This is a genomic window from Streptomyces rishiriensis (genome assembly GCF_003112535.1).
Taxonomy (GTDB): Bacteria; Actinomycetota; Actinomycetes; order Streptomycetales; family Streptomycetaceae; genus Streptomyces; species Streptomyces rishiriensis.
Window position 1 is genome coordinate 22,323 of the sequence record NZ_BEWA01000038.1, and the last position, 13,346, is coordinate 35,668.

The 13,346-nt window shown below is 69.5% G+C and carries 14 protein-coding genes; 5 read left to right on the forward strand and 9 right to left on the reverse strand.

What is annotated here, in order from left to right:
• Nucleotides 1–154: 154 nt before the first annotated feature.
• On the reverse strand, nucleotides 155–1,129 hold the full coding sequence (locus tag Sri02f_RS39815) for a tetratricopeptide repeat protein (RefSeq protein ID WP_109006177.1): 975 nt from the start codon (nucleotides 1,127–1,129) through the stop codon (nucleotides 155–157).
• Nucleotides 1,130–1,366: 237 nt separating this feature from the next.
• Here Sri02f_RS39815 and Sri02f_RS39820 point away from each other — a divergent pair, with 237 nt between their 5' ends.
• Nucleotides 1,367–2,089 carry a TetR/AcrR family transcriptional regulator gene (locus Sri02f_RS39820; protein ID WP_245971011.1) on the forward strand — a complete coding sequence of 241 codons (723 nt, stop codon included), beginning with the start codon at nucleotides 1,367–1,369 and terminating at the stop codon, nucleotides 2,087–2,089.
• A gap of 124 nt (nucleotides 2,090–2,213) precedes the next feature.
• Here the strand turns inward: Sri02f_RS39820 and Sri02f_RS39825 are convergent, their stop codons facing one another.
• The 8 genes from Sri02f_RS39825 to Sri02f_RS39860 all read right to left on the reverse strand — a co-directional run bounded on the left by Sri02f_RS39825 (nucleotide 2,214) and on the right by Sri02f_RS39860 (nucleotide 10,451).
• Nucleotides 2,214–2,552, reverse strand: a complete 339-nt coding sequence (locus Sri02f_RS39825; RefSeq protein WP_109006189.1) for a DUF3817 domain-containing protein — start codon at nucleotides 2,550–2,552, stop codon at nucleotides 2,214–2,216.
• 62 nt (nucleotides 2,553–2,614) lie between these two features.
• Entirely contained in the window at nucleotides 2,615–3,121 is a 507-nt protein-coding gene (locus Sri02f_RS39830; protein WP_109006178.1) for a MarR family winged helix-turn-helix transcriptional regulator, read from the reverse strand.
• 179 nt (nucleotides 3,122–3,300) lie between these two features.
• Nucleotides 3,301–3,957, reverse strand: a complete 657-nt coding sequence (locus tag Sri02f_RS39835; protein ID WP_159106875.1) for a hypothetical protein — start codon at nucleotides 3,955–3,957, stop codon at nucleotides 3,301–3,303.
• Between the two features lie 58 nt (nucleotides 3,958–4,015).
• Nucleotides 4,016–4,441 carry a DUF6086 family protein gene (locus Sri02f_RS39840; protein WP_159106876.1) on the reverse strand — a complete coding sequence of 142 codons (426 nt, stop codon included), beginning with the start codon at nucleotides 4,439–4,441 and terminating at the stop codon, nucleotides 4,016–4,018.
• Nucleotides 4,441–8,373: a hypothetical protein gene (locus Sri02f_RS39845; protein WP_159106877.1), complete on the reverse strand. Its 3,933-nt coding sequence runs from the start codon at nucleotides 8,371–8,373 to the stop codon at nucleotides 4,441–4,443. The genes Sri02f_RS39840 and Sri02f_RS39845 overlap by 1 nt, the downstream gene beginning before the upstream one ends.
• Before the next feature lie 335 nt (nucleotides 8,374–8,708).
• Nucleotides 8,709–9,683 (reverse strand): matrixin family metalloprotease, encoded by a 975-nt coding sequence (locus Sri02f_RS39850; RefSeq protein WP_109006182.1) that lies wholly within the window; start codon nucleotides 9,681–9,683, stop codon nucleotides 8,709–8,711.
• A gap of 133 nt (nucleotides 9,684–9,816) precedes the next feature.
• Nucleotides 9,817–10,110, reverse strand: coding sequence for an MTH1187 family thiamine-binding protein (locus Sri02f_RS39855; RefSeq protein WP_109006183.1), 294 nt, complete (start codon nucleotides 10,108–10,110; stop codon nucleotides 9,817–9,819).
• Nucleotides 10,107–10,451 carry a DUF3817 domain-containing protein gene (locus Sri02f_RS39860; protein WP_109006184.1) on the reverse strand — a complete coding sequence of 115 codons (345 nt, stop codon included), beginning with the start codon at nucleotides 10,449–10,451 and terminating at the stop codon, nucleotides 10,107–10,109. The genes Sri02f_RS39855 and Sri02f_RS39860 overlap by 4 nt, the downstream gene beginning before the upstream one ends.
• A 208-nt stretch (nucleotides 10,452–10,659) precedes the next feature.
• Between Sri02f_RS39860 and Sri02f_RS39865 the strand changes: the two genes are divergently transcribed.
• The 4 genes from Sri02f_RS39865 to Sri02f_RS39880 all read left to right on the forward strand — a co-directional run bounded on the left by Sri02f_RS39865 (nucleotide 10,660) and on the right by Sri02f_RS39880 (nucleotide 13,322).
• A complete protein-coding gene (locus Sri02f_RS39865) occupies nucleotides 10,660–11,292 on the forward strand; it encodes an AIM24 family protein (protein ID WP_109006185.1) in 633 nt (210 codons plus the stop codon).
• A gap of 1 nt (nucleotide 11,293) precedes the next feature.
• Entirely contained in the window at nucleotides 11,294–11,944 is a 651-nt protein-coding gene (locus Sri02f_RS39870) for an AIM24 family protein (protein WP_109006186.1), read from the forward strand.
• A gap of 2 nt (nucleotides 11,945–11,946) precedes the next feature.
• On the forward strand, nucleotides 11,947–12,753 hold the full coding sequence (locus Sri02f_RS39875) for an AIM24 family protein (RefSeq protein WP_174855808.1): 807 nt from the start codon (nucleotides 11,947–11,949) through the stop codon (nucleotides 12,751–12,753).
• 92 nt (nucleotides 12,754–12,845) lie between these two features.
• Entirely contained in the window at nucleotides 12,846–13,322 is a 477-nt protein-coding gene (locus Sri02f_RS39880) for a MarR family winged helix-turn-helix transcriptional regulator (protein WP_069769973.1), read from the forward strand.
• The last annotated feature ends 24 nt before the right edge of the window (nucleotides 13,323–13,346 follow it).

Here is a 13,346-nt window from a genome sequence, read left to right on the forward strand (position 1 = left end):
CAGATCGACGGCCGCGTCTTACTCCCAGTAACAGCGGCCGCGATTACCAAGATTTGGTAAAGCGCGGCCGCAAGGGAACCACTCCGGCAGAATTTTCACTCCGGCAGCACGGGCTCTGACGTTTAGCGACTGGTCAGAACCCGGGTGCCGGGGGTCAGAACAGCGCGCGCGCCAGCGCCCGCCGGGCCGCCGTGACCCGGGGGTCCTCGGGGCCGACCACTTCGAACAGTTCGAGCAGCCGCACGCGCACCGCGTCCCGGTCGTCACCGGCGGTGCGGGCCACGGTGTCGATGAGGCGGCCGAACGCGTCCTCGACATGACCGCCCACCAGATCCAGGTCCGCCGCGGCGATCTGCGCCTCGGCGTCCTTCGGCCTCTCGGCGGCCTCCTTGCGCACCTGCTGCGGGTCCATGGCGGCCACCCGGTGGAGCAACTCGGCCTGAGCGAGCCCGAGTTTGGCCTCACTGTTGCCCGGGTCGTCGGCGAGCACGTTCTTGTAGGCCTGGACGGCGCCACCGAAGTCACCGGCGTCCAGGGCCTGTACGGCGGCTTCGAGCAGAGCGTCGTACGGTCCGACGGGCTCGGCCGCGACCGGCTGGGGCGCGCCCGCCTCGGCGTCGGCGTCGACGGTCAGGCCGGTGAGCCCGAACCGCTGCTCGGCGACCTCCACCAACTGGTCGAGGGTCTGGCGGATCTGCGCCTCGCCGGCGGCTCCCTGGAAGAGGGGCAGGGCCTGCCCGGCGACGACCGCGAACACCGCCGGGATGCCCTGCACCCCGAACTGCTGCATCAGCATCTGGTTGGCGTCGACGTCGATCTTGGCGAGCAGGAAGCGGCCGTCGTACTCGACGGCGAGCCGCTCCAGGACGGGGCTCAGCTGCTTGCAGGGCTGGCACCACTCCGCCCAGAAGTCGATGACGACGGGCACCTCGGCGGACCGCTGCAGGACGTCCCGCTCGAAACCCGCCTCGTCGACGTCGATGACGAGATCGGCCGGGGAGACGGCCCCCGCGTTGCCCTGCCGTGCTGCTTCGGCGCGCGTCTGCTCCGCCTTCGCCTTGGCCTCCTGGGCCGCCTTCACCGCGGCGAGGTCGACGACTCCGCTCATGGACATGTTCCGTGGCTGCATGCGTCTATCCTCCCCCGTCCGCGCGCCTGCGTGAAAAGCGATCCGAATACTTCCCGAACATCCCGAACAAGAGCGCCCGGGTCCCCACCCGCGCCCTGCCGGACCTGGCCCGTGTACGTCCGTCACGAGCTTTCGATACGAGTCGTAGCGTAATGGCACCGGGTGCCTCCGCAACACCGCCCCCCGGTGATCTGCCTCACGGAGGCGGAGAAAAAACCTGCGGTTATGGTCGGAGGCATGCAGATCCGCACTCCCGCCTGCCGTCCCGGCCGTCCGCGCAGCGCCGCCGCGGACACCGCGATCCTGGCCGCGACGCGGGAGGCGCTGGTCGAGCTGGGCTGGTCGAAACTGACCCTGGGGGACGTGGCGACGCGCGCCGGGGTCGCCAAGACGACCCTGTACCGCCGCTGGTCCGGCAAGAACGAACTGGTCGTCGACGCGGTCGCGGAGCTCTTCGGCGAACTCGAACTCCCCGACCGCGGCAGCCTGGCGGCCGACATCGAGGGCGTGGTCCTGCAGTTCGCGGCGATCCTGGCCCGCCCGGAGGCCAAGAGCGGGCTGATGGCGGCCATCGCCGAGTCCACCCGCGACGACGCGCTGCGCGAACGCATCCGCGCCTCCATCGTCGACCCCCAGAAGGGGCTGGTCCTGGAGGGCAGGGCCCGCGCGCAGGCCCGCGGCGAACTCCCCCCGGAGACCGACCCGGCGGAGGCCGCCCGCACGGTCGACCTCATCTTCGACGTGGTGGCGGGCGCGGTGGTGCACCGCACCCTGGTCAGCGCGGAGCCGGCCGACGAGGAGTGGGTGCGCGGCTTCACGCGCGTGCTGCTGCAGGGCCTGTCGTCGGCATCGGTCCCGCCCGGCCCGTACGGCCCTGCCGCCGCGTCCGGCACGTCCGGCACGTCCGGCACGTCCGGCACGTCCGGCACGTCCGCCGCGTCCGGCACGTCCGGCGACTGACCCGCCGCGGCGCGACGTCCCGCGCCGCTCCACCGCATGACGGCGCGTCACGCCCGCGCGGGTGCGCTCGGCGGCGGGGACTGCCGCTACCGGCGGCGGGGCCGGGCCTCGACGGGCGCCGGCGTCACGCCTCGACCGGGGCCGGGGCCGCGTCCGCGGTCCGGCCGGCGAACTCGTGGCTGACCTTCCGCTCGACGAAGAAGGCGGCCGTGGGGATCGTCCCGGCCAGCAGCACCCACAGCAGCTTGCCGAACGGCCATTTCGCCTTGGAGCCCAGGTCGAATGCGAAGCCCAGGTAGAGGACGTACAGCCAGCCGTGCGCGATGGCGATGACGCGGGTGAAGTCCGCGGCGCCGTCCACGTCCAGGCCGTACTTGGCGATCATGCTCAGGCACAGCAGCACCAGCAGGACACCGGTGACGTAGGCCAGGACGCGGTAGCGGGTCAGCACGCTCTTTTTCATGAGGACGAGCGTAACCACCGGTTTTGGGGCGATCTTGCCCGGGGCCGGACCCGCCACGCCGGTCAGTCCTCGAAGTCCTGCGCCGCCACCCGCAGCGGCCGCAGCATCGCGAAGATCTCCCCGCACTCCTCCGCGTCGTACACACCGAGCCCGAAGTCCATCGCCATCAGGTCGCGGGTGGCGGCCTCGACGACCTCGCGCCCCTTGTCGGTGATGACGGCGAGGGTGCCGCGACCGTCGTTGGGGTTGGGGCGCTTGTCGACCAGGCCCGAGCGCACCAGCCGGTCGACGGTGTTCGTCACCGAAGTGGGGTGCACCTGGAGCCGCTCGCCGATCTTCGACATGGTCAGCTCGCCCTCCTTGGAGAAGGTGAGCAGCACCAGCGCCTCGTACCGGGCGAACGTCAGGCCGTACGGCTTGACCACGGCGTCCACCTCGGCGAGCAGGATCTGGTGCGCGCGCATGATCGAGGTGATCGCGGACATGGACGGCACGTTCCCCCAGCGCTGCTTCCAGAGCTCATCGGCGCGGGCGATGGGGTCGAAAGGGAGACTGAGCGGTTTCGGCACGCCTCCAGACCTTACCGGCCGGTCACATCGCGGTCAGCCCCGTCTCACGTTTCGGCGTTCCCGGCCTGAACCATTACCGTGGTTTTTCACTCGTGCCGGCTGTCCGGGTCCGGTGTAACGTGCGAACGGGTCCACTGAGAACCACCGCGCCGGGTGACCCGAGCCCGGGCCGTGGACAGTCAGTCAGCGAGACGCTCGAGCTGAGCCTCGATCACGGCGGCCGGGATCATCCCGTTCTCCGGGTTCAGCGTGTTGACGCCGTAGAAGGTCGTGACGAGGCCTTTCGTCCGTACGACGCTGTAGTTCATGGTGATCTTCCGGCGGGCGATCTCGCCGGTCAGTCGGAACGCCATAAGGTCGGCATCCCGCGATCCGACGCGCTGGACCGAGCGGTAGGTCAGCCCGGCGGTCGTGAAGGGTTCCGCGCACTTGTCCACCGCGGTGTCGAGGTCGGCCATGACGCGCTCGGCGTCCCTGTCGGCGTAGGAGGACAGCCAGACGTTCCCGACCGTCGCGTTCTCGGCGTCAACCGGCTTCAACGACCGGTAGACGACGGCCTTCGGCTTCACTCTCAGCACGCCTCCGGTCAGGGCTGCGATGGGGTCGCACTCGTGACGGTCCGCGGTGAGCGGGTCCGGTGCCGGCACGTCCTTGGCCGGGACCTCGTCAGCCCGGTAGCCCTTCACCGTGCCGGAAACGACGACCTGGTCGAGTTGCCTGGTCGTCAGGGTCTTCGGCGGAGTCTTCTCGTCCGATGCGACGCCACCCCTGCAGGCGGCGCAGCCCAGCAGGACAACGCCGATGAGCACAGGAGTGAATTTCGTGGTGTTCTTCATGATTCTTTCGGCGTCGTGGGCCGGCGGGGAGCGCGGACGCGCTCCCCGCCGGTTTCCATCAGCGGACTACTCCGGACTTCCAGACGGTCACGGTGCCGTCCAGGTTGTCCCAGGCGTGCCCCTGCAGAACGCGGTCCTTGTCCCTGGCCCATTCCAGGCAGACCCGCTCGGGGAGAGTGGCCGCGGTGATCTCGACACCAACCTTGTCGGCCAGCATGACCATCAGCGGGAGCAGCCCGTCCATGAGCATGACCAGTTCCGGGTGGGTGACGACACCGCGCTCTTTGAGGACCGCGTTGACGAAGGCCCCGTACAAGTCGGCGTCGATCTTGACCCAGTCGCCGGAAACGTCATGGAGTCCGCTCGGCATCTCCATGATCAGCGAGCTGAGAGCGTTGACTCCGCCCATGAACAACTGCCCGATGGCCAGGGCGGGTTCCCAGACGTCCTCATCAGTTTCACTGACGGTGAAGATGTAGCTCATCACGGCCACCATACGCGGATGTCAGCACCGTAGCGCACGCGTAGCTCCTTCAGGCTCTGCTCGACCAGTGCCTTCAGACCGGGGTTGTTGACCAGCGTCTGCTTGGTGAACTTGAACCCGATCGGAGCGCCCTCGTATCCCTTTATGAGGGGTCGGGCCTTCAGATAGGACTCGATCTTCTTCGGAAGGTGCTTGGCGACCCACTTCTTCTGCTCGGCCAGGTCCATCGCATAGACCGCGGTCTTCTCCTCCCACAGGACACCGTCCTTGATCAGGTCGATGTCCGTGATCCGATTGATGAAATGCGGGTCGTTCTTGACGTCGTAGATGTCCTTTCTGGACGCCCCTTCGTCGAAGTGGTACTTGCCGTCCGACCCGAGACCGACCCGGCCGTCCTTGTACGTGCCGTCCACTTCCTTGTAGGGGAACGTGATGTTCTTGCATTCGGAAGCCTTGGGGTGCGTACAAGGCGTGGTCGACTTGCCGACCGAGTCCGGTATCTTCTTCGCCGCCTCGACGACCTTGCGCAGGTGGTCCAGGGTCCGCTTGCCCCACTCGGCCTTCTCGAAGAACGAGCCGACCCGTGCAACCACGGTGGCGATGGCCTTCGCGACCGGGCCGATCTTGCCTACGATCACCGCGAGCGAGCCCACATTGACCGCGGTCCACAGGCAGCTCTCGACGTCGCCCTGTGTGAAGCACCGCTTGGCATCGTTGACGCCGATGAGTTCCAGCAGGACCTCGGCGCCGTTGGCCTTGATCCAGTCAATGACCGAGGCAGTCACGGCGGCGTTCGCCTCGTCCCAGTCGTCGACACACGACTGACCGCACGTCTTGAGCAGCAGGGCCCGCTCGTCGGCGGTCAGCGGCGCGCCCACGCCGCCGATGACGCCCGTGTCACCGGATTCGAGCGCCTTGCGGCGCTCCTCCGCCACCCGCTTGCGCTCCTCTTCTTCCGCCCGCGTCGCGGCCTTCTGCGCATCGTCGGCCGCCTGGTGAGCGTTACCGGCCGAGGTCTCGGCGGCGCTCGCGTCGGTCTCCGCCGCCCGGGCGGAGAAGTCTGCGGCGTCGGCCTCGTCCGTGGCGTCGGAGGCTGCCTGGCGGGCGCTGGACGCGTCCTTTTCCGCCTCGGTGGCGTCACGATCGGCCGCGGCGGCCTCGCTCTCCGCGCTGTTGGCGGAGAGACCGGCGGAGACGGCGCTCGAGCCAGCCTGGACGGCATAGCCGGAGGCCTCGTCGGCCAGCTGCTGCGCGGCAGTTGCTGCGGCCTTGGCTTCCCGCGCCGAGGCCTTGGCATTGGCGTAGGCGGTGGCGGCGCGGGACGCGTCAACGGCGGCAGCGGCAGCAGCCTGAGCCGCGGCCTTGTCGTCCGCGGAGGCCTTGTCGGCCAGAACCTGCGCCTCCTTGGCCATGCGCTGGGCCTCGTCGGACTTGGCCTTCGCCGCCTTGGCCTGCTGCTCGGCGAAGGTCAGGGCCTGTTGGCCGGAGAGCACCGCAAAGGCGGCTGCGGAGTCGTTCTCCTGGTAAGGACTGCCGATGGAGATCGCCGAGTGGGCGGCCTTCACGGCCTTGTCGGCGGAGTCACGGGCGGCGAGCGCCGCCTGTGTGGTGGCAAAGGCCTGGCCCGCCGTCTCGGCGGCGGACTGGGCCGTCAGAGTCGCCTCGGAGTGCGCGACCCTCGCGTTGTCCTGCGCGATCTTTGCCTGCTCCTTGGCCTTCGCGGCCTCCTCGCCGGCCTTCTTCGCGTTGGCGGCGGCCTGCTCGGAGGCGTCGATCGCCGTGGCGGCCGCTGCGTGCGCGGTGGTGGCGGCGCTCGCGGCGCCCCAGTACGAGCTCCAGGCGTCGTCGGCGGCCTTGCGGGATTTGGACGCGCTCGCCTGCGCGTTGGTCGCAGCGGCGCGGGCGTTGACGGCAGCCGTGGTGGCGTCTGCGGCCGCCTGGCGGGCACCGGCTGCGGCGGTGCCCGCCGTGTTCGCCGCAGCACGCGCCTCGGTGGCGGCCTGCCTGGCCTCCCCGGCGGCTGCCGTCCCCTCGGCGGCCGCAACGGCGGACTCCAGGGCGGCGGCCCGTGCCTCATAGGCCTTCTTGTTCTGCTCCGCCTGGTAGGCCTTGTCGCGGGCGTATTCGGCGGCCGCTTCGGCGTCCTCGGCGGCCTCGCGCTTGCCGGAGGCCGTATCCGCGGCTGAGTCGGCGTCGCCGCGGGCGGTGGTCGCCGTGCTCTTCAGGCTCTGAGCCTTCTTCTCCGCGATGTCGGCCTTGCCCCGCTCTGTGGCGGCGGTTTTGGCGTAGGCGGCGGCGTTGGCGCGTTCCTGCTCGGCTGTGGTGGCCTTCGCGGCGGCGTTCTCAGCCTCCTTACGCGCAATCTCCTTCTGGGCGGCAGCAGTCGCCTGAGCGTTCTTCGCCGTGGTCGCGTTGCCGGCTGCCTTGTTGGCGTAGGAGACGGCGGAGTCCGCGGCGGCCTTGGCCTGTTTGGCGGCTTCCTCCGCGGCCGTTCGCCGGAAGGCGGTGTTCACCGCGTGGGCCCTCGTCTGCGCAAGCTTGAGCAGTGTGGCCGTGTCCGCAGCGGTGGCCTTGGCGGCGTCGGCGGCGGTCTGGGCGGCCGCGGCCGCGGCCGTCGCGGCGGCCGCGGATGCGCGGCTGACCTGGACGGACTGCTGCGCGTACAGCAGACCGCGGCCGCGGGGCTCCGACCGGACGTCGGCGATCTTGTACGCGTCGGCCTGGGCACTGACCGCCTTGCCGGACGCGGTCGTCGCCGAGTCAGCGGCGGTCTTGGCCTTGACGGCGGCCGACGCCGAACTGGCCTTCAGCGTGGCGAGGTCAGCGGCGGCCTTGGTGAAAACACTCTTGGCCGGGCGCAAGATGTCGTCCGCGGGCCGGCCTGCCCAGTACTTCTGCCACAGGAGAATCTGTTCGGCACGCCAGGCCAGGCCGATGGTCTCGATCATCGCGTCCGTGGCGTCACGGGTGGCCTTCGCCGCGTCCGCCTCGGCCTTGATGATGACGCCCCGGGGCGTGGCCTGCGCCTTGTACTCGGCATCCCACTCCGCGGCGGCGGTCAGTACCACCGGGTTCATCACCCTGCGGGCGTCGACCGGGTTGAGGCTGTCGCAGGCGCTCCAGGCCCCCTTCAGTGCTTCCACCTCGACCCGATACTCGGCGGTGCCGGCTTCAGGGGTCGTGTCGGGGTAGCCGCCGTGCGCAAGGTAGTAGGCCAGGTCACTCGCGGTGGTGGCGCGGTACGTGGACTCTCCGGCGTCCCCGATCATCTCGGCGGCTGCCTGGTCGTTCCAGGAGTCCTTGCCCTTGTTGGCCTCGGCGAGGGCAGTGGCCCGGTCGACGACGCTCTTGGTCGGCGCGGCGTGACCGTCCTCGCCCAGCCGGCCGAGGAGGTCGGTGTAGGCACCGAGGGTGTAGGCGGTGACGTCCTTGTCGAATTCCGGCGCGAAGAGCGTGATGTCCTTGTTGTCGCCGCTCTGGGCGTAGACCTTGTTCGCGGCTTCGAGATCGGCCTTGCGCTTGCGGGAGCGCTCCAGGTAGTCGGAGACCGCCTGCTTGTCGGTGACCTGCGCGTCGCGCATTTGACCCCAGAGGTTCTCCGGGGTGCCGATGACCGTGGCGAGCTGTCCGTCGCTGCCCGTCAGGCCCTCGACGGCTTTGGCCTTCATCTGCGGGCCACCGATGTGGAGGGCCACACCGGCAGTGCATCGGTCCAGGCGCGCCTGCTCGCCGATGCTGTTGCGGTAAAGGCCGGTGTCCTCCTCGGCAACGGCCGCCGGAGCGGCGGAGACCAGGCCGGCGACGACGGACGTCGCCAGCGTCACGGTGGTGACTACCGAGCGTCCCCGACCTCTTCGCCTTCTCTGCCGAGTGGTGGTTAATCGCCAAGTTCTCTGCACTGTTTCCCCCTGCAAGAAGTGGATTTCAGGCACGCCGAGGTAAGGGGAAGTGCGTTGAAACGTAAGGAAAATGCGCACGGGAGACTCACAGAACCTCGATGCCCCGTATCCCACCCATCCGTACGGCCCCACCCTCGGATCGCTTTCGACACGCGCTCCGATCACTTGGTCGAGGTGATCGGGACATGCAGCGGGCGTCACCATAGACAGAGCCGTCGAGAGTTCCACCATGACGAAGATCACATCGGTGGGGTTTGAATCCCTGCCGCCTGTAGGGCGCCGAGCGACCACCGGTCAAACAGGTCGCCTGGCAGGTTCTGAGGGATGGTTCGCACGGTGGCGGATTCCGGCCCATGGGACACGGGCGCTCAATACAGGCTGCGCAGGCCGAGGACGTCGCCCTTGCCGAGGGTGCGGGCGGCGGTGGAGCAGGCGAACGAGCTCGCGTACATGGTGAGGTTCTCGTGTCCCTCGCCGGCGTGGCCCAGGCCGAAGACGTGCCCGGCCTCGTGCGTGGCGACGCTGCGCAGGTCGTACGCGCGCGTGCAGGCGTCGGACGGCTGGTCGGTGAACGCGTAGTCATGGGTGTTGAAGCGGACGTCGGCCTCCAGCAGCTCGTCCGGGCCGTCGGGCACCGGCCGGCTCCAGGAGCAGGTCGTGGCGACCGCCTCGGGGCCGATGTCGCCCGCGTCCCACACGTTCAGGCCGTCCCGGCGCACGCAGCGGGCCTCGCGGTCGATGCCCGCCTCGTGGTCGGTGGTCGACAGATACCTGGCCCTGACGGTGACGGTGTCCTCGTAGCCGCAGTCGTTGCGGCCGGCGGTGATGGCGGCGACGGCGGCCTCGAAGGCGTGCCGGACCTCGGCGCGGGAGAGGTGGGCGGGCAGCGGGCCGTCGCCGAGGAACCACTCGTACGTGCCGTACTCCTTGCGCCCGGCGGTGACGTACGCGCCGTCGGCGCAGGGGGCGGGGGCGTCGGCACGGCGGCGGGGGCGGGCCCGCGCGTGGTCCGCGTCGTAGGCGTAGGAGACCCTGCCGTCGGCCGCGACCGCCATGGTGAAGTCCTGCGCCGAGCCGTCCGCGGTGAGCGCGTCGACGCTGACCGTGGTGCCGGGTTCGGGGACCGCGAGACCCGCGCCGTCGTGGGTGACCACGCGGCCGACGGCGCGGCAGTCCCGCACGGACGAGCCCGCGGGCAGGTCCTCGACGGTCAGCTCGCCGCGGGCCAGGGCGCACGCGGGCGTGCGCGGCGCCTCCCCCACGCACACCGCGGACAGCGACGCCGTCAGCACGAACGCCGCGATCGCCCTGCCGAGAGTCCCCGGTCCTCGCCGCCCTGCCACCGCACACTCCCCTTCCGGCGCCGCGCCGTCGCGCGGAACGTGATCGCCCCGGAAGACACTAGCCATGCGGTTCGGGCGGGAACCCCGCCTCTCCGTGTCCGTTCGGGTGACCGGCCGGACGGGTGTTCACGGGCTACGGAGCCAGGTGCCGCTCCACGGTCGCCACCTTCGAGGTCAGCCCGTCGGTCACGCCGGGGCGGATGTCCGCCTTCAGGACCAGGGAGACGCGGGGGGCGCGTGCCTCGACGGCGGCCACGGCGCGCCGGACGACGTCCATCACCTCGTCCCACTCGCCCTCGACGGAGGTGAACATGGCGTCGGTGCGGTGGGGCAGGCCCGACTCGCGGACGACGCGGACGGCTTCGGCGACGTACTCGCCGACCTCCTCGCCGACGCCCAGCGGGGTGACCGAGAAGGCGACGATCACGCGTTCACCACGCCTTCGCTGCGGGCGCGGGAGGCGATGACCGCGTCCTCGGCCTCACGGCGCAGCTTGCGCTCGGCGAAGAACCCGCCGGTCGGCAGGACCGAGAGGACGAAGTAGAGGGCCGCAGTCTTCAGGGACCACTTGGTGCGGTTCCAGGCGTCCGCCCAGAAGAGCACGTACAGGACGAACAGCACGCCGTGGACCATGCCCATCACGGGCACCGCGTTGAAGTCGGTGGTCCGCTTCAGCACGGAGCAGACCAGCAGCAGGAGAAAGGACACGGCTTCGGGGGCGGAGACCAGACGCAGTCGGCGGAGGGCGGAGGCGGTCTTCAGGTCCACGGGTCACCTTCGGGGGAGGTATCGAGGTACGGAGATACGGATGTATGGATGCATGGAGGCACGGCGTCGGGCAGAGCGGCTTGTGAACGCACGCACAAGCGTTCGTCCATTGTGGCAAACGGTCCCCCTAAGGGTGCGTTCAGGGTCGTTCTCCACCCCCGGGTGCTGTTCTGCGCACCCGGGTGGCGGATACCTTCGCAGCGTGGCGATGTTTCGACTCCAAGGCAGCAAGGTGCTCGCCGTCGACATGACCGGGGACGCCGTGAAGGCGAAGAACGGCTCGATGGTCGCGTACGACGGGCAGATGGCCTTCAAGAAGCTCAGCGGCGGCGGCGAGGGCATCCGGGGCATGGTGACCCGGCGGCTCACCGGCGAGCAGATGACCGTGATGGAGGTGAAGGGTCAGGGCACGTGCTGGTTCGCCGACCGTGCCTCCGAGATCAACCTCGTCCAGCTCCAGGGCGACAAGCTGTACGTCGAGTCGAGCAACCTGCTCGCGACCGACGCCGGCCTGCGGACGGGGACGAGCTTCACCGGGCTGCGCGGCGCGACCCAGGGCAACGGACTGTTCACGACGACCGTCGAGGGACACGGCCAGGCCGCGATCACCTCGGACGGCCCGGCCGTGGTGCTGCGCGTCAGTCCGCAGTACCCGCTGACCGTCGACCCCGGGGCGTACATCGCGCACCAGGGCGACGTCCGGCAGTCCTTCCAGTCCGGTGTGACGTTCCGCACCTTCATGGGCGAGGGCGGCGGCGAGGCCTTCCAGATCCGCTTCGAGGGGAACGGCCTGGTGTACGTCCAGCCGAGCGAGCGCAACACGATCGCGGGGGATGTGTGACATGACGTTCCGTGAGATCAACTCCAAGATCGTCGAAGCGACCGTGGTCCCCGGCCAGCGGCTCTACAGCCAGCGCGGCGCGATGCTCGCGTACCGCGGCGAGGTGTCCTTCACGCCCAACGTCCAGGGCGGCCAGGGCGGGGTGATGTCCATGATCGGCCGGCGGCTCGCCAACGAGGACACCCCGCTGATGACCGTCGAGGGCAGCGGCACGGTCCTCTTCGGGCACGGCGGCCACCACGTCCAGGTCATCCGGCTCACCGGCGACACGCTGTACGTCGAGGCGGACCGGCTGCTCGCCTTCGAGGGCACGCTCCAGCAGGGCACGATGTTCCTGGGATCCCAGGGCGGGGTCATGGGCATGGTCCGCGGCCAGATCAGCGGACAGGGGCTGTTCACCACCACCCTCAAGGGCCAGGGGGCCGTCGCCGTGATGGCCCACGGCGGGGTCTTCGAGGTCCCCATCACCCCGCAGCGCCCGGTCCACGTCGACCCCCAGGCCTATGTCGCCCACCACGGCGACGTCCGCAACAAGCTGTCGACCGCTCTCGGCTGGCGGGACATGGTGGGCCGCGGCTCCGGCGAGGCGTTCCAGCTGGAGCTCAGTGGCAGCGGTGCGGTGTTCGTCCAGGCGTCGGAGGAGAAGCTGTGAGCATGTACGGGGCTCCGGGCGGCGGCCCGACGGTGCACGACCCCATGACCCTCCCGGTCGACGACAACGTGAACAACTACACCTTCTGCGTGGAGCTCAAGGGGAGCCAGTGGTTCCTCCAGAAGGGGAAGATGATCGCCTACTACGGGTCGATCGACTTCAACGGCGTCGGGCACGGCCGGCTGGACCGTCTGGTGCGCACTTCCTTTCATTCGCCTCTGCACGCGAGCGACTGGGTCGTGGCGGAGGGTTCGGGCAAGATGCTCCTCGCCGACCGGGCCTTCGACGTGAATTCGTACGACCTGGACGACGGCAACCTGACCATTCGCTCGGGCAATCTGCTCGCTTTTCAGCCAAGTCTGTCGCTCAAGCAGTCGATCGTGCCGGGATTCCTCACGCTCATCGGAACCGGAAAGTTCGTCGCCGCGTCCAACGGTCCGGTGGTGTTCATGGAACCTCCCCTCCGGGTGGACCCCCAGGCGCTCGTCGGATGGGCCGACTGCCCCTCCCCGTGCCACCACTACGACCACGGGTACCTGACGGGCGTGATGGGCGGTCTACGTGCACTGACGGGCCTGGGCGGCGCCTCCGGCGAGGAGCACCAGTTCGAGTTCGTGGGCGCCGGGACGGTCCTGCTGCAGTCGACCGAGATCCTGATGGCGGAGCAGGCGACGGGGGCGGTTCCGCACGAGCCGGGAGTGCCCGGATCGGGCGCCGGCGCGGGTGGTCACGGCGGTCCCGGAGCGCAATCCGGCGCACCGCGCCTTCCCGGACAGCTGGGTGACCTCCAGCGTCGCTTCGGGCTGTGAGCGGTAGTCTGCGGAGTGTGACATCGAACGCGTGCGCACCGTCACACCACCCTCACTAGTTCGCCTTTCAACATTTTAGGTAGACTTCATTTATGGAGACCGACACGGCCACTCGGTGGCTGACCGATGCGGAGCAGTGCGCCTGGCGCACCCATCTGGATGTCAACAGACTGTTGACGTACCAGCTCGAAAAGGATCTGCAGCCGTTCGGCCTGACCATGAACGACTACGAGATCCTCGTGAACCTCTCCGAGTCGGAGGGCTTCCGGATGCGGATGAGCGACCTCGCGTCCGCCACCCTCCAGTCCAAGAGCCGTCTCTCGCACCAGATCACCCGCATGGAGAACGCGGACCTGGTGCGCCGTGAGAACTGCGAGTCGGACCGCCGCGGCCTGTACGCGGTCCTGACCGAGCACGGCATGGAGACGATGCAGAAGGTCTCGCCGCATCATGTGGACTCCGTGCGGCGGCACTTCATCGACCTTCTCTCCCCCGAGGCCCTGGCGGAACTCTCCAAGGCCCTCAAGCCCGTCGCGGAACACCTCCGCGGGCATCGGGGACGGCCGTAGGCTGCCCTCCCCGGCCAGGCGATC